Source organism: Streptomyces harbinensis (genome assembly GCF_900116145.1).
GTDB classification, from domain to species: Bacteria; Actinomycetota; Actinomycetes; order Streptomycetales; family Streptomycetaceae; genus Streptomyces; species Streptomyces carpaticus.
Map to the genome: position 1 here is coordinate 514621 of NZ_FPAB01000002.1, position 16640 is coordinate 531260.

At 73.2% G+C, this 16640-nt stretch carries 16 protein-coding genes and 2 riboswitches; of the genes, 10 read left to right on the plus strand and 6 right to left on the minus strand.

Annotation, left to right across the window (positions count from 1 at the left end; genetic code table 11):
• Nucleotides 1-186: 186 nt before the first annotated feature.
• The 4 genes from BM385_RS28365 to BM385_RS06625 all read left to right on the plus strand — a co-directional run bounded on the left by BM385_RS28365 (nucleotide 187) and on the right by BM385_RS06625 (nucleotide 3382).
• A complete protein-coding gene (locus tag BM385_RS28365; RefSeq protein ID WP_019434705.1) occupies nucleotides 187-630 on the plus strand; it encodes an FHA domain-containing protein in 444 nt (147 codons plus the stop codon).
• A 78-nt stretch (nucleotides 631-708) separates the two neighbouring features.
• Nucleotides 709-1182: a bifunctional nuclease family protein gene (locus BM385_RS06615; RefSeq protein ID WP_019434704.1), complete on the plus strand. Its 474-nt coding sequence runs from the start codon at nucleotides 709-711 to the stop codon at nucleotides 1180-1182.
• Between the two features lie 144 nt (nucleotides 1183-1326).
• Nucleotides 1327-1944 (plus strand): MerR family transcriptional regulator, encoded by a 618-nt coding sequence (locus tag BM385_RS06620; protein WP_093842430.1) that lies wholly within the window; start codon nucleotides 1327-1329, stop codon nucleotides 1942-1944.
• Between the two features lie 49 nt (nucleotides 1945-1993).
• Nucleotides 1994-3382 (plus strand): DNA polymerase IV, encoded by a 1389-nt coding sequence (locus tag BM385_RS06625; protein WP_093842431.1) that lies wholly within the window; start codon nucleotides 1994-1996, stop codon nucleotides 3380-3382.
• Here the strand turns inward: BM385_RS06625 and BM385_RS06630 are convergent.
• A complete protein-coding gene (locus BM385_RS06630; RefSeq protein ID WP_026047582.1) occupies nucleotides 3337-3738 on the minus strand; it encodes a PRC-barrel domain-containing protein in 402 nt (133 codons plus the stop codon). The genes BM385_RS06625 and BM385_RS06630 overlap by 46 nt on opposite strands.
• A 148-nt stretch (nucleotides 3739-3886) precedes the next feature.
• Nucleotides 3887-3984, plus strand: a riboswitch (glycine riboswitch).
• Nucleotides 3985-4118: riboswitch (glycine riboswitch) on the plus strand. It begins immediately after the preceding riboswitch.
• A 53-nt stretch (nucleotides 4119-4171) separates the two neighbouring features.
• On the opposite strand from BM385_RS06630, the gene gcvP reads away from it, so the two are divergent.
• Nucleotides 4172-7069, plus strand: coding sequence for an aminomethyl-transferring glycine dehydrogenase (gene gcvP, locus BM385_RS06635; protein ID WP_093842432.1), 2898 nt, complete (start codon nucleotides 4172-4174; stop codon nucleotides 7067-7069).
• A gap of 75 nt (nucleotides 7070-7144) precedes the next feature.
• Here the strand turns inward: gcvP and BM385_RS06640 are convergent, their stop codons facing one another.
• Nucleotides 7145-7714, minus strand: a complete 570-nt coding sequence (locus BM385_RS06640; RefSeq protein ID WP_093842433.1) for a hypothetical protein — start codon at nucleotides 7712-7714, stop codon at nucleotides 7145-7147.
• A 257-nt stretch (nucleotides 7715-7971) separates the two neighbouring features.
• On the opposite strand from BM385_RS06640, the gene BM385_RS06645 reads away from it, so the two are divergent.
• The gene (locus tag BM385_RS06645) at nucleotides 7972-9465 is read left to right on the plus strand and encodes a glutamate-cysteine ligase family protein (RefSeq protein WP_093842434.1); all 1494 of its coding nucleotides are present in this window, start codon (nucleotides 7972-7974) and stop codon (nucleotides 9463-9465) included.
• Between the two features lie 92 nt (nucleotides 9466-9557).
• Nucleotides 9558-10364, plus strand: a complete 807-nt coding sequence (locus BM385_RS06650; protein ID WP_175542940.1) for a CPBP family intramembrane glutamic endopeptidase — start codon at nucleotides 9558-9560, stop codon at nucleotides 10362-10364.
• Here the strand turns inward: BM385_RS06650 and BM385_RS06655 are convergent.
• Nucleotides 10337-11164, minus strand: coding sequence for a PhzF family phenazine biosynthesis protein (locus BM385_RS06655; protein WP_093842435.1), 828 nt, complete (start codon nucleotides 11162-11164; stop codon nucleotides 10337-10339). The genes BM385_RS06650 and BM385_RS06655 overlap by 28 nt on opposite strands.
• A 79-nt stretch (nucleotides 11165-11243) precedes the next feature.
• Nucleotides 11244-12038 (minus strand): AraC family transcriptional regulator, encoded by a 795-nt coding sequence (locus BM385_RS06660; RefSeq protein ID WP_019434695.1) that lies wholly within the window; start codon nucleotides 12036-12038, stop codon nucleotides 11244-11246.
• A 92-nt stretch (nucleotides 12039-12130) separates the two neighbouring features.
• Here BM385_RS06660 and BM385_RS06665 point away from each other — a divergent pair, with 92 nt between their 5' ends.
• Nucleotides 12131-12928, plus strand: coding sequence for a sulfite exporter TauE/SafE family protein (locus BM385_RS06665; RefSeq protein ID WP_093842436.1), 798 nt, complete (start codon nucleotides 12131-12133; stop codon nucleotides 12926-12928).
• Between the two features lie 15 nt (nucleotides 12929-12943).
• Here BM385_RS06665 and BM385_RS06670 read toward each other — a convergent pair whose 3' ends face one another.
• Entirely contained in the window at nucleotides 12944-13615 is a 672-nt protein-coding gene (locus BM385_RS06670) for a pyridoxamine 5'-phosphate oxidase family protein (RefSeq protein ID WP_093842437.1), read from the minus strand.
• Nucleotides 13616-13661: 46 nt separating this feature from the next.
• On the opposite strand from BM385_RS06670, the gene BM385_RS06675 reads away from it, so the two are divergent.
• Nucleotides 13662-14996, plus strand: coding sequence for an aminotransferase class I/II-fold pyridoxal phosphate-dependent enzyme (locus BM385_RS06675; protein WP_078576214.1), 1335 nt, complete (start codon nucleotides 13662-13664; stop codon nucleotides 14994-14996).
• 30 nt (nucleotides 14997-15026) lie between these two features.
• Here BM385_RS06675 and BM385_RS06680 read toward each other — a convergent pair whose 3' ends face one another.
• Nucleotides 15027-15881 carry an alpha/beta hydrolase gene (locus BM385_RS06680; RefSeq protein ID WP_093842438.1) on the minus strand — a complete coding sequence of 285 codons (855 nt, stop codon included), beginning with the start codon at nucleotides 15879-15881 and terminating at the stop codon, nucleotides 15027-15029.
• Nucleotides 15882-16053: 172 nt separating this feature from the next.
• On the opposite strand from BM385_RS06680, the gene BM385_RS06685 reads away from it, so the two are divergent.
• Nucleotides 16054-16635: a TetR/AcrR family transcriptional regulator gene (locus BM385_RS06685; RefSeq protein WP_093842439.1), complete on the plus strand. Its 582-nt coding sequence runs from the start codon at nucleotides 16054-16056 to the stop codon at nucleotides 16633-16635.
• Nucleotides 16636-16640 lie beyond the last annotated feature (5 nt).

Here is a 16640-nt window from a genome sequence, read left to right on the forward strand (position 1 = left end):
GCGGGGGCGCCCGCGACGGAAGCGGGACGCCCGCTGTTCCGTGACGAGGTCGACGGCCAGGCCGGCGGCATAGGCTCCCAGGCTCCCGCGGGGCAGGCCGGCGGCACGCCCTGTGGCCGCTGCGGCAACCGCAACGCCGCCACGAGCCGGTACTGCTCGCAGTGCGGCAACCCGCTGCGGCCGGGCATGGAGGGCTCCTCGGAGACCACCTCCACCATCTCGATCTCCGGTCTGGAGGCGTACGACTCGGAGATCACCGGGCAGCACGCGGTGATGCCCGCGCTCTCCCCGGAGGCCCAGGCCGCGGTTGACGCCCTGCCGCCCGGCTCCGCGCTGCTGGTGGTGCGCCGCGGTCCCAACTCGGGCAGCCGCTTCCTGCTGGACGGTGACCTCACCACGGCCGGCCGGCACCCGCAGAGCGACATCTTCCTGGACGATGTGACGGTCTCCCGCCGCCACGTGGAGTTCCGGCGCCGGCCCGAGGGCGGTTTCTCGGTCTTCGACGTGGGCAGCCTGAACGGCACCTATGTCAACCGGGAGCCCATCGACTCGGCGGTGCTCGCACACGGTGACGAGGTGCAGATCGGTAAATACCGTCTGGTGTTCTTCACCGGTCAGTACGGTGGGTGACGGCTCACGGAGAGTGCCTGGCGCCGCGCCGTGGTGCCCGACTATCCAAATGCCCCGGTCACGACCTAGGGTTGCTGTGTGAACCAGCTCGACGTCGTGGGTGTCAGGGTGGAATTGCCCAACAACCAGCCCATCGTTCTCCTCCGTGAAGTGGAGGGCGATCGCTACCTCCCCATCTGGATCGGCCCCGGGGAGGCCACCGCGATCGCCTTCGCCCAGCAGGGGCTGGCCCCTGCCCGGCCGCTGACGCACGACCTGCTGAAAAACGTCCTGGAAGCGATCGGGCAGGAACTCACCGCCGTGCGGATCACCGATCTGCGCGACGGTGTTTTCTACGCCGAGCTGGTGTTCGCCAGCGGCGTCGAGGTGAGCGCCAGGCCCTCCGACGCCATAGCGCTCGCGCTGCGCGTGGGCACCCCGATCTACAGCAGTGACGGGGTGCTCGACGACGCGGGGATCATCATCCCCGACGAGCAGGAGGACGAGGTGGAGCGGTTCCGGGAGTTCCTGGACCAGATCTCTCCCGAGGACTTCGGCTCCGGCAACCAGTAGCCGGGCGTGGCGATCGTTGACGCGCTGAGTGTGCATGCTTAGCGTCTGTGGGGCATGTCTTGGGAGGAGCGCCGTGCGCGTGCTCATCGTCACACCCGGTGAGCGGCGAGGGCACGGTCGGGGCGTGCGGAACGGAGGCCGGGCGTGACAGGTAACGGCGAGGGTACGGCGGCGGGCGGGATCTCCCCGTTGCCGGGCGCGCCGCCGCGGCAGCCCCTGCGGGCGCCGGACGCCCTCCAGTACCACGGCGGCGGCCCCACGGCGCGCGAACGCCTCGGTTACCGGGGCCCGAGCGCCTGCACCGCCGCCGGGATCACCTACCGGCAGCTCGACTACTGGGCGCGCACCCAGCTGGTGCAGCCCAGCATCCGCCCGGCGCACGGCTCGGGCACCCAGCGGCTGTACAGCTTCCAGGACATCCTGGTGCTCAAGATCGTCAAGCGGCTGCTGGACGCCGGGGTCTCCCTCCAGAGCATCCGCACCGCGGTGCGCGCCCTGCGCTCGGCCGATCTCACCGAACTGGCCGGGCTCACCCTGATGAGCGACGGCGCCACCGTCTACCGCTGCGAGTCCCCCGAGGAGCTGGCCGAGCTGCTGCGCGGCGGCCGGGGGGTCTTCGGTATCGCGGTGGGCGCGGTGTGGGGCGATGTCGAGGCGGCGCTGTCCCGGCTCCAGGCGGAGCGGGTGGACACCGGCGAAGTCGTCACCGGCGGCCACCCCTCGGACGAGCTGGCGCGCCGCAGACAGCGCGGCCCGCGCTGACCGGGAGCGTTCCCACGGATTGTCGGACCCGTACGGCACCATCGGGAGGATGAGAGGCCAGCCGACGATCCTGCACCTCGACATGGACGCCTTCTACGCCTCCGTCGAGCAGGCCGCCAAGCCGTCCCTGCGGGGCAAGCCGGTGATCGTCGGCGGGCTCGGTCCGCGCGGGGTGGTGGCCACCGCCTCCTACGAGGCCCGGCGGTTCGGGGTGCACTCGGCGATGCCGATGGGCCAGGCCAGACGGCGCTGCCCGAACGCCGCCTTCCTGTATCCGCGCTTCGATGTCTACCGGTCGGTCAGCGACACCGTGATGGCGCTGCTGCGTGCCCTGTCACCGCTGGTGGAGCCGCTCAGCCTGGACGAGGCGTTCGTCGACCTCGCGGCCGGCGACAGCGCGCACACCGCCGCCGAGGCCGAGGCCGTGGGACGCGAGCTGCGGGAGCGGATCGTGGCGGCCACCACCGTCACCGGCTCGGTGGGCCTGGCCGGCTCCAAGATGCTCGCCAAGATCGCCTCCGAGCGGGCCAAGCCGGACGGTCTCCAGCTGATCGAGCCCGGCACCGAACGGGACCTGCTGGACCCGCTGCCGGTCCGCACCCTGCCCGGGGTCGGCCCGGCCACCGACGGGGTGCTGCGCCGGGCCGGCATCACCACCGTGGGGGACGCCGCCCGCGCCGGGGAGACGGAGCTGGTGCGGCTGCTGGGCAGCGCGCACGGCACCGGGGTGCACGCCATGGCGCTGGGGATCGACGACCGGCCGGTGGTCGCCGAGCGGGACGCCAAGTCGGTGTCCGTGGAGGACACCTTCGATGTGGATCTCACCGACCGGGCCCGGGTACGGCACGAGGTGGACCGGCTCGCCGAACGCTGTGTCCAGCGGCTGCGCGAGCACGGCCGCTCCGGCCGCACCGTGGTGCTGAAGGTGCGCAGCCACGACTTCTCCACCCTGACCCGTTCCGACACCCTGCGCGGGCCGACCGACGATCCGGCGGTGGTGCGGGAGCTGGCCGCCCGGCTGCTGGAGGGGGTGGACACCACGGCCGGGGTGCGGCTGCTGGGGGTGGGGGTCACCGGATTGGCGGATTTCACCCAGGAGGATCTGTTCGCCCAGGCCGGGGCCACCGTGGACGGCGAGGAGGACAGCGGCCCGGAGCCCGTCCCGGCGCGGGAGCCGGAGCCGGCCGCCGAGCCCGCCCCCGACCGCCGCTGGCTGCCGGGTCTTGACGTGACGCACACCGAGTACGGGCCCGGGTGGGTGCAGGGCAGCGGGGTCGGCCGGGTCACCGTGCGGTTCGAGACGCCCGGATCACCGCCCGGCCGGGTGCGGACCTTCGGCGTGGACGATCCCCTGCTCAGCCGCTCGGCGCCACCGCCGCTGGGCGGGGAGGATCAGCGGTCCTCGTCCGGCGGCGAGGCCAGCCGGCCGAAGTCCTGATCGGGCGGGGCGGGCTGGTCGGGGTCCGCCATCGGCACGTCGAGACCGTAGTGGTGGTACAGCTGCAACTCCTGCTCCGGCGACAGATGCCGCCCCACCCCGAAGTCCGGGGCGTCCCTGATCAGCTCCCGGTCGAACGGCACCCGCAGGGCCTCGTCCACCAGTTCGCTGGGCTCCAGCGGGACGAACGCGTCCCGGCTGAAGAGTCCGGTGCGCACGGCCGCCCATTCGGGTGCACCGGTCGCGTCATCCAGATAGACCTCGTCCACCGTGCCGATCTTGGCTCCATTGCGGTCGAACGCCTTGCGCCCGATCAGGCTGCGGGGATCGATATCGGTCTGCACGGTTCCTCCCACGGGTCGTCACTGCCGGGCCGCACGCCCCTGCCCTTACGTAACGGCACATACCCGAAGCTGGCCAGTCGAGTGCTGCCGTCACCCGATGCCGGGGCTCCGCCTCCATGTTCGCAGCCGCGAGGCCGCTGGTAGGCTCGAAAACGGTTGACGACCTCGTGCGGGAGAGTCCACCGGTTCCCGGACCGGCGGCGCCGAAGGAGCAAATCCTCCCCGGAATCTCTCAGGCCCCAGTACCGCGCGGGGGAGACCACTCTGGAAAGCAGGGTGGCGGCCGGACACCCGTCCGGGCCCGCCCTCACCGACGGTGAAAGCCGTGCCGGTGCTCCGCTCGGGGCGCGGGCGCGGTGAAGCTCTCAGGTCGAGATGACAGAGGGGGAGGCCGCAGCAGGCACCGCCCGGTGGTTGCGGGTCCCAGCGACCAGGAGGCCCCCAGATGTCGACACGTCCACTCCCGCTCAGCGCACTGGAGCAGGGCTCGCCCTTCGCGTCCCGCCACATCGGCCCGGACGCGGCCGACCGGGAGAAGATGCTCGCGCAGGTCGGCTTCGGCTCCCTCGACGAGCTGACCGCCGCCGCCGTCCCGGCCTCCATCGCCGGCACCGGACCGCTGCGGCTGCCCGAGGCCCGCAGCGAGGCCGCCGTGCTCGCCGAACTGCGCGAGCTGGCCGACCGCAACCAGGTCCTCACCTCCATGATCGGCCTGGGCTACTACGGCACCTTCACGCCGCCGGTCATCCTGCGCAACGTCATGGAGAACCCGTCCTGGTACACGGCCTACACGCCGTACCAGCCGGAGATCTCCCAGGGCCGCCTGGAGGCCCTGCTGAACTTCCAGACCGTCGTCTCCGACCTCACCGGGCTGCCCACCGCCGGTGCCTCGCTGCTGGACGAGGGCACGGCCGCCGCCGAGGCGATGGCGCTCTCCCGCCGGGTCGGCAAGGTCAAGCAGGGCGTCTTCCTGGTCGACGCCGACACCCTGCCGCAGACCGTCGCCGTGCTGCGCACCCGCGCCGAACCCACCGGGGTCGAGGTGCTGGTCACCGACCTCTCCGCCGGCATCCCGCAGGAGGCCGCCGACCGCGGGGTCTTCGGCGTCCTGCTCCAGTACCCGGGCACCGGCGGCGCCGTACGCGACCTGCGTCCGGTGATCGAGCGCGCCCACGAACTCGGGGCGGTCGTCACCGTCGCCGCCGATCTGCTCGCCCTCACCCTGCTGACCTCGCCGGGCGACCTCGGCGCCGACATCGCGGTCGGCACCAGCCAGCGGTTCGGGGTCCCGATGGGCTTCGGCGGCCCGCACGCCGGTTACATGGCGGTGCGCGAGGCGTACGCCCGCAACCTGCCCGGCCGCCTGGTGGGCGTCTCCCGCGACGCGGACGGCAAGCGTGCCTACCGGCTGGCCCTCCAGACCCGCGAGCAGCACATCCGCCGGGAGAAGGCCACCAGCAACATCTGCACGGCGCAGGTGCTCCTCGCCGTGATGGCCGGCATGTACGCCGTCTACCACGGCCCGGACGGGCTGGCCGCCATCGCCCGGCGCACCCACCGCTACGCCGCGCTGCTGGCCGCCGGGCTGCGCGTCGGCGGTGTCGAGCCGGCGCACGGGCAGTTCTTCGACACCGTGACCGTCCGGGTGCCCGGCCGCGCCGCGGCCGTGGTGGCCGCCGCCCGCGAGGCCGGGGTCAATCTGCGCCAGGACGGCCCCGACGTGGTCGGCATCTCCTGCGACGAGACCACCACCCGCGCCGAACTGGCCGCCGTGTGGGCCGCCTTCGGCGTGGACCCGGCGCACACCGACATCGACGCGCTGGACGCCGCGACCCCGGACGCGCTGCCGGAGGAACTGCTGCGCACGGACGCGTACCTCACCCACCCGGTCTTCCACGAGCACCGCTCCGAGACCGCGATGCTGCGCTACCTGCGCCGGCTCGCGGACCGCGACTACGCGCTGGACCGCGGCATGATCCCGCTCGGCTCCTGCACCATGAAGCTCAACGCCACGGTGGAGATGGAGCCGGTCACCTGGCCGCAGTTCGCCGCGCTGCACCCGTTCGCGCCGATCGAGCAGGCCGAGGGCTACCGCACCCTGATCCGGGAACTGGAGGAGGGCCTGGCGGAGATCACCGGCTACGACCGGGTCTCGCTCCAGCCCAACGCCGGTTCGCAGGGCGAGCTGGCCGGGCTGCTGGCGGTGCGCGCCTACCACCGGGCGAACGGCGCCCCGCAGCGCACGGTGTGCCTGATCCCGTCCTCGGCGCACGGCACCAACGCGGCGAGCGCCGTGATGGCCGGGATGAAGGTCGTGGTGGTCGCCACCGGCGAGAACGGCGACGTGGACGTCGCCGACCTGCGGGCGAAGATCGAGCGGCACCGCGAGGAACTGGCGGTGCTGATGGTCACCTACCCCTCCACGCACGGGGTGTTCGAGGACAACATCCAGGAGATCTGCGCGGCGGTGCACGACGCCGGCGGCCAGGTGTACGTGGACGGCGCGAACCTGAACGCGCTGGTGGGCCTGGCCCGCCCGGGCCGGTTCGGCGCGGACGTCTCGCACCTGAACCTGCACAAGACCTTCTGCATCCCGCACGGCGGCGGCGGCCCCGGGGTCGGCCCGGTGGCGGTGCGCGAGCACCTGGCCCCGTACCTGCCCGGCCATCCGCTCCAGCCCACCGCGGGTCCCGAGGACGGGCCGGTGGGTCCGGTGTCGGCGGCGCCGTGGGGGTCGGCCGGCATCCTGCCCATCTCCTGGGCGTATCTGCGGCTGATGGGCCCCGAGGGGCTGCGTGCGGCGACCCAGACGGCGGTGCTGGGCGCCAACTACATCGCCAAGCGGCTCGCCCCGCATTACCCGGTGCTCTACACCGGGCCCGGCGGTCTGGTGGCGCACGAGTGCATCATCGACGTCCGGCCGCTGAGCAAGGCGACCGGCGTGAGCATCGACGACGTGGCCAAGCGGCTGATCGACTACGGGTTCCACGCGCCGACGATGTCGTTCCCGGTCGCCGGGACGCTGATGATCGAGCCGACCGAGAGCGAAAATCTGGCCGAACTCGACCGATTCTGTGATGCGATGATCGCGATCCGCGCGGAAATCGACCGGGTGGCGGCGGGGGAGTGGCCCAAGGACGACAACCCGCTGGCCGGGGCCCCGCACACCGCGACCGGGATCGCCGGGGAGTGGCCGCACCCGTACAGCCGGGAAGAGGCGGTGTTCCCGGGCGGCGCGGGCCGTGAGGACAAGTATTGGCCGCCGGTGCGGCGCATCGACGGCGCCTTCGGCGACCGCAACCTGGTGTGCTCCTGCCCGCCGGTGGACGCGTACGAGGACTGAGCCGCCGCGGCCGGTGCCCGTCCGGACCGGATCCCCTTGCGGGGCCGGCCCGGCGGGCACCGGCCGCGCGGCCGTTCAGCCCGCCGGCGCCGCGATCCGCAGCCGGCCGGCGAGCAGCGGCAGCAGCGCGTCCACCCGCACCGGGTGATCGGCCGTGATACCCGGCGGCGCCGGAGCGAGCGGTACCAGGATGTCCTCCGCCCGGGGCGCCCCCTCGGCCGGATCGGCCGCCGGATCGGTGTGCAGCCACAGGGTCAGCATGTAGAGCTCGGGAATCGACAGCAGCCGGGGCTGATAACTGCCGGCAAGTGCTTCCGCGCGCCGAACGGCCCGCTCGGTGGAGGCGATATAGGGCCCTTCGCCGAAATGTGAGAATGCCCAGCCATCGGCGGTGAGCATGGTTTCCGCCGCGCCGACGGCACGGCCGCCGCTCTCCAGCAGAAAACGCCACCCGGTGAGCCGGGACGTGGCCGGCCCGGCCTGATCGAGGACCGGGGTCAGCCGGTGGACGGGCAGGGGAAGTACGGGGCGCAGCGCTCCCCGATTCAGATACAGCGGGTGCGGGGAAGGCACCGTAGTGGACTGCAGCGCGGCACTCAGACTGCGCTCGGCGGCAGCGGGGGCCGGCGGGATGTTCAGGGGCATGTCGGGTCGCCTCTCGCTTCGGAGTAGGTCGCCTCTTCCAGGGGACATGGTGCTTGAGAATGTTATACGCCCCATGTTCTCGGGATGTTTCCGCTAGCCCACCGAAAAAGTTTCGGCAAGGGGGATTCCGGCCGCCTCGTGCGTGAACTATCCCTCTGGGATATGCCCATGTGTGGGCCGCGCCACCCACCGGCCGGTGTTATCACCCGATCGTCGTGGGCATGATCGGTGCACCGACGGACGAGGAGGTGTGCCGCATGGGAGCGAAACTGGCGGCCGACCGGTTCGATCTTGCTGACCGGGAGCTTTTCCGGGCCAGGCTGCACGCGTGCGGGGAGAGCCTGCGCCGGATGCTCGCCGAACGGCGCTTCGACGGACCACGGGAGTCCATCGGTCTGGAGGTCGAACTCAGTCTCGCCGACCGCGACGGTGCCCCGCGCATGGTCAATGACGCGGTACTCGCCAGAATGGCCACCCGGGACTTCCAGACCGAACTGGGTCAGTTCACCCTCGAATTCAATATGACACCGCGCACCCTGGCCGGCCGGGTGCTCGACGACCTCGCCGAGGAACTGCGTATCGCCTTCGGTTATGCCGACGCGGTCGCCGGAGAATTCGACGCGAACATCGTGATGATAGGAGTTCTGCCCACTGTCACAGGAGACGAACTGGCTCCCACCAGCCTCTCCCAGGTCGACCGCTATATGATGCTGAACGACCAGATACTCGCCGCACGCGGCGAAAGCATCAAGGTCGAACTCGCCGGAGCGGAAACCCTGGAACGGTCCTTCGACTCCATCGCCCCGGAATCCATCTGCACCTCCGTACAATTCCATCTCCAGGTCACCCAGGACCGCTTCGCGGACTTCTGGAACGCCGCCCAGTGCGTCACCGCCGCACAGATCGCGGTCGGAGCCAATTCCCCCTTCGTCTTCGGCACCCAGCTGTGGCAGGAGACCCGGCCGCCCTTCTTCCTCCAGGCCACCGACAGCCGCCCGCCGGAGCTGGCCGCACAGGGCGTACGCCCGCGCACCTGGTTCGGCGAGCGCTGGATCGACTCCGTCACCGACCTGTTCGAGGAGAACCTGCGCTACTTCCCCGCACTGCTGCCGCTGTGCGACGAGGAGGACCCGCTCGCCGTCCTCGCCGCCGGCGGCATCCCCAGACTGCCCGAACTCGGCCTGCACAACGGCACCGTCTACCGCTGGAACCGTCCGGTGTACGCGGTCGCCGACGGCGTCCCCCATCTGCGGGTGGAGAACCGGGTGCTGCCCACCGGCCCCACCGCCACCGACACCGTCGCCAACGCCGCCTTCTACTACGGCCTGGTGCGGGCCCTGGCCGACCAGGAGCGCCCCGTCTGGCACCGGCTGCCCTTCGCCGCCGCCGAGGAGAACTTCCACACCGCGTGCCGGCAGGGCATCGACGCCGAACTCAGCTGGCCGGACCCCTCGGGCGACGGGCTCCTCACCCTGCCCGCCCCCCGGCTGATCGAGGAGACCCTGCTGCCCCTGGCGGCGGCCGGCCTCGACGCGTACGGCATCCCCGCCGCCGACCGCGACCACTATCTCTCGGTCATCGCCGAACGATGCCGCCGCCGGATCACCGGAGCCGGCTGGCAGACTCTGATCTACCACCAGGAGGTGGCGAACGGAGCCGACCGCCGCACGGCCCTGTCCCGGCTCGTGAACCGCTACTGCGAACTGGCGCGCACCGACGCGCCCGTGCACAGCTGGCCCACCGGGATCTGACGCGCGGACACGCCCGGCTCCGCCGCCGCCGATGGCACGGCGTTGGCACGGCGAACGGAGCGAAGGTGCGGCTGTTGAACCCGGAGAACCCGCTGTGGGCGGGCGGCGAGCGGGTGCCGGCCCTGCCCGGTACGGCCGAGCGCCGCACCCTGAGCCGCGAACTGCTGCTGGTGCTGGCCCTCTCGCTCGGCGCCAGCGGCGTCGCCGCGGTGATCCGCTTCGTCGGCGCCCTCACCCGCCCCGGCGGTCTCGCCGACCAGGCCGCCACCCTCAACGGCTCCCGCGCCCCCGGCCGGCCCTGGCTCGACCTGGTCTGGCAGGTGTTCGCGATCAGCACCGCCCTGGTCCCGGTGCTGCTGGTGGCCCACCTGCTGCTGCGCGAGCCGGGCCCCGGCTCCCCGGGGATGCGGGTCATCGGCTTCGACCTGCGCCGGCCGCGATTCGACCTGGCCTGGGGCGCCGTCGTGGCGGCCGGCATCGGCGGCAGCGGCATCCTCCTCTACCTCGGCGCCCACGCCGCCGGCGCCAACCTCACCGTGGTGCCCGAGTCACTGCCCGAGGTGTGGTGGAAGTTTCCCGTCCTGATCGCCTCCGCGCTCCAGAACTCCATCCTGGAGGAGGTGATCATCGTCGGCTATCTGCTGCGCCGCCTGGACCAGTTGGGCTGGAGCGCCCCGGCCGCGCTGCTCACCTCCTCGCTGCTGCGCGGCTCGTACCACCTCTACCAGGGCATCGGCGGCTTCATCGGCAACGTCGCGATGGGCGTCATCTTCGTGTGGCTCTACCGGCGGTGGGGGCGGGTGATGCCGCTGGTGGTGGCGCACGCCCTGATCGACATCGTGGCCTTCATCGGGTACGCGCTGCTGGCCGGTCACGTGGACTGGCTGCCCACCGCCTGATCCGGGCCCGCGAGCAGCTCACCCTCGATCACCGTGACGGCGGTGCCCGACAGCAGCGTACGGTCGCCCCGCACCTCCACCGCGACCGTGCCGCCGCGCGCCGAGAGCTGCCGGCCGGTCAGCCGGGACCGGCCGGTGCGCTCCGCCCACAGCGGGCCGAGCGCGGTGTGCGCGCTGCCGGTCACCGGGTCCTCCGCGATGCCCACGCCGGGGAAGAAGCAGCGGGAGACGAAGTCGTAGCCGGCACCCGGGCCGGCGGCCGGCGCGGTCACGATGATCTTCTCGTGCGGTTCGGGGCGCGGGTCGAGCCCGGCCACCGTCGCCTCGTCGGCCAGCTCCACCAGCAGATCGCCGAGGCCCGGCCCGGTGTCGTACACCGCCCGTGGCTCGGCCCCCAGCCGGCCGGCCAGACCCGGGGGCGCGGGGACGGGCGTCAGCGGAGCGGCCGGGAAGTCCAGGGTGATGGCGCCGCCCGCGCCCTGCTCGGTGGCCACCACCCCGGAGCGGGTGGCGAACCGCACCCGGCCCGCCGCCGTGCCCGTCGTGTACAGCACATGCGCGGTGGCCAGGGTGGCGTGCCCGCACAGCTCGACCTCGGTGGTCGGCGTCAGCCAGCGCAGCGCGAAGTCGGCGTCGTCCCGGCCGGTCAGCGGCACGGCGAACGCCGTCTCGGAGAGATTGACCTCGGCGGCCACCCGCCGCAGCCACTCCTCGGCCGGCCAGCTCTCCAGCAGCACCACCCCGGCCGGGTTGCCGGCGAACGGGCGGTCGGTGAACGCGTCGACGATGCGGATCCTCATGCGGCGAGCCTAGGCAGCGGCGTTCCGGCCCGGCCACGGCCAATCCGTGGGCGGTGGACCGGTCCCGCGCCGGGCGCGGTCAGGCGGCCGGACGCGGACCGGGGCCGGGCGCGGGCCGCCGGTAGGCGCTCGGCGGGCGGCCGAGCACCGACCGGAACGCGACGGTGAACGCGGCGGGGCTCTCGTACCCCAGATCCGCCGCCACCCGGGTCACCGGCGCCCCCGAGGCCAGGCGCCGCACCGCGTGCAGCACACAGGCCCGTTGCCGCCACCGCGCGAAGCCCAGCCCCGTCTCCCGGTGGAAACGGCGGGCGAGGGTGCGCTCGCTCACCCCGAGGGCGGCGGCCCAGCGGGCCGGCGGGTCGTGGACACCGGGCCGTACCAGGTACGCGTCGCACAGTCGGCGCAGCGCGGGGTCGGTGGGCAGCGGCAGATCCAGCGGCAGCGGGGCGAGCGTGCGCAACTCGTGCAGCAGCAGGGCGATCAGGGTCGCGTCCCGGCCGTGTGCGGGCGGGTCCGGGGGCATGTCCACGGCCGCCAGCAGCAACTCCCGCAGCAGCGCGGAGACGTCCACGGCCCGGCAGCGCACCGGGAACCACGGGACGGCGGCCGGTTCGATGTACAGGCTCCGGGTGCTGACGCCGGTCATCACCACCCGGTGCCCGGTGCGCGGCGGGATGAGGACGGCGCGATCGGTGGGGACGGTCCAGGTGCCGTCGGCGGTCTCCACCCGCATCACGCCGGTCGCCGCGTACAGGACCTGGGCCCGGCGGTGTTCGTGCGGGGGCAGGACATGGTCGTACGGGTAGTCCGTGCCGATGGCGAGGACGGCGCCCGGGTGGCTGTCGACGTCGGCGACGGGGACATTGCGCATGGCAGGAGGGTAACCGGAGCTGTCTGCTGCGCGTAAGAAACTGGCGAGCCATCGATTGCCCGCCAGTGGCACCGCTCCGTAGCGTTCCCCGGGTGTCCGACTCCTTCCTTCCCCTGCTCGCCCTCGGCGTCGCGTGCGGCGTGACCACGGTGCTCTTCGGCTTCGGCGGCGGCTTCGTCATCGTTCCCGCCGTCGTGGTGCTCGGCGCGGGCGAGGACGACCCGATGCATGTCGCGGTCGCCACCTCGGCCGCCGTGATGCTGGTGAACGCCTCGGTCGCGGCCCTCACCCAGTGGCGGCGGGGCCGGCTGCGCCGCGCGTATCTGTGGCCGTTGGCCGCCTTCGTCGCGCTGGGCGCGGCGGCCGGCTCGCTGATCGCGAACGCGCTGGACGGGGCCGTGCTGCACGGTCTCTTCCTGGGCTATCTGCTGATGACGATCCTGGACAGCCTGCTGCGCGCGGGCTTTCTCGTCCGGCCCGAAGACGCTTCGCCCCGGCCGCTGAGCCGGGGCGCGGCGACGCTGGGAGGCACGGGTATCGGGGCGGTGGCGGCCGGTCTGGGGGTGGGCGGCAGTGTGCTGACGGTGCCGCTGCTGCGGCGCCGGGGGCTGCCGATGGTGGAGGCGACGGCGATGGCCAATCCGCTGAGCGTCCCGGTGGCGGCGGTGGCCACCACCGTGTACGCGCTGGCGCCCACGGCGGCGGTGGCGGCCGGTGGCCGGCTCGGGCATGTCGATCTGCCGGCCGCCGCCGCGCTGCTGGCCGGCTCGCTGCCCACCATCGCCGTGGTGGGCCGGTTCGCCGGGCGGGTCCCGGACCGGGTGCACGCCGCCGCCCATGTCGGCCTGCTGGTGCTGGTGCTGGGGGTGACCGCCGCCGTCGGCCCCTGAGCGGCCGGCGGCTGGTCAGGCGCCGGGGCGGGCGGTGAGGTAGTCCGGGACCGGCGTGCCGGCCGCCAGGTCCGCGGCGGGTTCGGGCGCGCCGTACCGGACGCCCACCGGCACCACGCCGCTCCAGTGCGGCAGCTCCAGGTCCGCGGCGTCGTCGTTGGGGCCGCCGGTGCGGGTCTTGGCGGACACCTCGGTGAGGTCGATGGCCAGGACGGCGGTGGCGGCGCTCTCCTTGCGGTCGGCCGGGCGGCAGTCGGCGGCCCGGCCGGGGACGGCCTGGTCGACGATGGCGTCGAGCGCGGCGGCCTTCTCCCCGGCGTCGGTGACCGGCCGGGCGGTGCCGTGCACCACGACCGAGCGGTAGTTGACGGAGTGGTGGAAGGCGGAGCGGGCCAGGACCAGGCCGTCCACATGGGTGACGGTCACACAGACCGGCAGCCCGTCCGCCGCACCGCCGGCGGCGCGCACCGGGGCGGAGCCGGTGGAGCCGTGGACGTACAGCCGTTCGCCGACCCGGGCGTACAGCGTGGGCAGCACGACCGGGGCGCCCTCGCGCACGAAGCCGAGGTGGCACAGATAGCCCTCGTCCAGGATGCGGTGCACCAGCTCCCGGTCCCAGGAGGCCCGTTGCGGTGCCCGGGTCGGGGTGGTGCGCGCGGTCCGCGGGTAGGGGATGTCGGCCGGCATGGGCAGCTCCTTGCGTATGGTTTTGCATTAGTGCATAATCTGCTTTGTGCTAGGAGATTATCGCATCACGGGTCGGGGCGCCGCCGATATCGCCGCCAGCGTGGAACGCGGCATCGGCACCGGAGCGCTGCCGCCCGGCCACCTCCTCCCGCCGCAGCGGGAGCTGGCCACCACCCTCGGCGTCAACCCCAACACCGTCGCCGCCGCCTACCGCACCCTGCGCGAACGCGGCCTCATCGAGACCGCGGGCCGGCGCGGCAGCCGTGTCCGCCACCGTCCTGCCAGCACCTCACGGGACGACACCATCCGCGTCGACGTGCCCCCCGGCGCCCGCGACATCTCCGACGGCAACCCCGACCCCGCCCTGCTGCCCCCGCTCGGTCCTGCCCTCGCCGCCACCGCCGCCCGCTCCGCCGGAGCCCCCGTGCTGTACGGCACCCCACCGGTCAGCGCACGGCTGGCCGCCGTCAGCCGCACCGGACTCGCCGCCGACGGCGTCCCCGAGGCGCCGCTCACCGTCACCTCCGGCTCGCTGGACGCCGTCGAACGGGTGCTCGCGGCCCATCTGCGTCCCGGCGACGCCGTCGCCGTCGAGGACCCGGGCTGGGGCAGCCTGCTCGACCTGGTGCCCGCCCTCGGACTGCGCCCGGTGCCCATGGCCGTCGACGACGAGGGCCCGCTGCCCGGCGACGCCGAACGCGCGCTGGAACGGGGCGCCCGCGCCCTCGTCGTCACCGCCCGCGCCCAGAACCCCACCGGCGCGGCCCTCACCGCCGGCCGCGCCGCCGCCCTGCGGGCCGTCCTCGCCGCACACCCCGGGGTCCTGCTGGTCGAGGACGACCACGGCCACCACATCGTCGATCTGCCGCTGCACACCCTCACCGGCGTCACCCGGCACTGGGCGTTCCTGCGGTCCGCCGCCAAGGGCTACGGCCCCGACCTGCGGGTCGCCGTCCTCACCGGTGACCCGCTGACGATCGACCGGGTGGCCGGGCGGCACCGGCTCGGCCCGGGCTGGGTCAGCCACCTGCTCCAGGAGACCGTCGCCGCGCTGTGGGAGAGCGGGGCCGTGGACCCGGCCGCCGTCGCCGCCTCCTACGGCAGCCGCCGCGAGGCGCTGCGCACCGCGCTCACCGAGCGCGGGCTGCCCGCCCGGGGCCGCAGCGGCATGAACGTGTGGGTCCCCGCCCCGGACGAGACCGGGGCCGTCGCCCGGCTGCTCACCGCCGGCTGGGCGGTGGGCCCGGGCGCCCGGTTCCGGCTGGCGTCCCCGCCCGGCATCCGGCTCACCGTCTCCCGGCTGACCCCGGCCGACATCCCGCCGCTGGCCGACGCCGTGGCCGCCGCCCTGACCCCCGGCGCCGTCCGCCGGTACGACTAGGCAGGGACGGGGCCCGCGCCGGGTCCGCGCCTACCGGGCCCGGCAGGTCCTGAGATAGCTGAGGAACGAGGCCTGGAGCCCGGTCACATGCGTCTCGTGCAGGAGCGCGCTGGTGACCGGTGCGTCGTGTGCGGTGAGGCGGTGCAGGAAGGTGGCCGTGTTCCTGGCGAGGTTCTGGTAGACGGGTATGCCGCCGAGCAGTTCCCGGTCGTTGAAGGTCAGGTGGAGCCGGGTGGCGGGCAGGGTGTCACCCATGGCCCGGAGGCGGGCGAAGACCTGGCTGTCCTCACCGACGATGCCGGGGCTGCCCGCGCCGATGGTCTCGAAGAGGGTGCTGTCGGAGAGCCAGGCATAGAGGCTGAAGAGCCCGCCGTAGGAGTAGCCGAAGAGGCCGTGGCCGCTCGGGGCCGTGCCGTAGTCGCGTGCGATCCGCGGGTGCAGGTCGTCGGTGAGGAAGGCGAGGAACGCGTCCCCGCGGCTGTCGCTCAGTTCGGCGAGGTAGGCGTCGGCCTGCTCGCGCGTCATCGTGCCCGTGGCGATGCCCATCTCCGTGGCATCGATGTACTCCTGCGCGATGGGCTCGCCGGGCGGCACGAGGTCGCGGTTGCGCAGCCGCTCCCAGTGCTCCGCCTCCTCGCCGGCGTAACCGACGCTGACCTGGATGTAGGGCTGGAGCGCCTGCATGGGGTCGAGTTGGGTGACGATGAGCGGTGCGGTCAAGCCCACGGCCCAGTTGCCGTCGAGCACGTACACCACGGGCGCCGGCGCCGCGGCGGGGTCGTAGCCCGGTGGCGTGGTGACCCAGACGCCGTAGTCGTGCCCACCACTGGAGCGCGTCTCGAAGTAGTCGGTGTGGGCGAGGCAGCCTTGCCACATGGTGCTCATCGGGGGTCCTTCACGAGTTGACCGGCGTGGATGGCGAGGACGTCGATGACCGCGGCGCCGGCGGCATGAGCGGGTCCCATGGCCGATCCTCCGCCGTTGCGAGCCGACTGCGACGATGTGCGGAGCAGCACGGAACCGCCCGTCCTTCTTTTCCAATGGATAAACTGTGGGAGTGATCCTGTCAACTTCGGAACCCAGGGGCAGCGCCCGCGAGCGACTTCTGGCGCGGCTTCTTGACGCCTTCGGCGAGACCCTTCCCCCGCCGGAGATGTCGCTCCGCGAGGTCGCCGCCCGGATCGGGACCAGCCACGCCCTGTTGCGCTACCACTTCGGGTCGCTCCCGGGTGTCCTGGCCGCCATGCTCACGGCGCAGCGATCCCGCGACAACGAGGCGCTGCTCCAGGCCGCCCGGCACAGCACCTTCGAGGAGTTCGCGGAGGCGATCTGGCGGACGTACAGCCGCCCCGAGCAACTGTCCCGGATCCGCGGCTTCTTCTCCGTCGTCGGGCTGGCCGCGTACGGTCCCGGGGACTTCCCCGAGTTCGTGGAGTCGATCGGCGACCTGACCGTGGCGTTGGCCTCACGCGCGGAACGCGAAGGGGCCGACACGCGGGAGGCGCGGGAGGTGGCCACCGTCACCGTCGCCGCGATGCGCGGCCTCCTCCTCCAGGAAGTCCTGGCTCCCGGCACCTGCCCGAAGGACGCGATCACCTTGATCCTGCGGATGAGACAGAACCCGTCCGTCCCCCGTTGAGGCCT

What these genes read in the sequence shown, in the direction of transcription:
- BM385_RS06640 (WP_093842433.1), bottom strand. Translation starts at nt 7,714, where the DNA reads ATGCCCCTGAACATCCCGCCGGCCCCCGCTGCCGCCGAGCGCAGTCTG.
- BM385_RS06625 (WP_093842431.1), top strand. Translation starts at nt 1,994, where the DNA reads ATGAGAGGCCAGCCGACGATCCTGCACCTCGACATGGACGCCTTCTAC.
- BM385_RS28365 (WP_019434705.1), top strand. Translation starts at nt 187, where the DNA reads ATGGAGGGCTCCTCGGAGACCACCTCCACCATCTCGATCTCCGGTCTG.
- BM385_RS06680 (WP_093842438.1), bottom strand. Translation starts at nt 15,881, where the DNA reads ATGAGCACCATGTGGCAAGGCTGCCTCGCCCACACCGACTACTTCGAG.
- gcvP (WP_093842432.1), top strand. Translation starts at nt 4,172, where the DNA reads ATGTCGACACGTCCACTCCCGCTCAGCGCACTGGAGCAGGGCTCGCCC.
- BM385_RS06660 (WP_019434695.1), bottom strand. Translation starts at nt 12,038, where the DNA reads ATGCGCAATGTCCCCGTCGCCGACGTCGACAGCCACCCGGGCGCCGTC.
- BM385_RS06655 (WP_093842435.1), bottom strand. Translation starts at nt 11,164, where the DNA reads ATGAGGATCCGCATCGTCGACGCGTTCACCGACCGCCCGTTCGCCGGC.
- BM385_RS06645 (WP_093842434.1), top strand. Translation starts at nt 7,972, where the DNA reads ATGGGAGCGAAACTGGCGGCCGACCGGTTCGATCTTGCTGACCGGGAG.
- BM385_RS06670 (WP_093842437.1), bottom strand. Translation starts at nt 13,615, where the DNA reads ATGCCGGCCGACATCCCCTACCCGCGGACCGCGCGCACCACCCCGACC.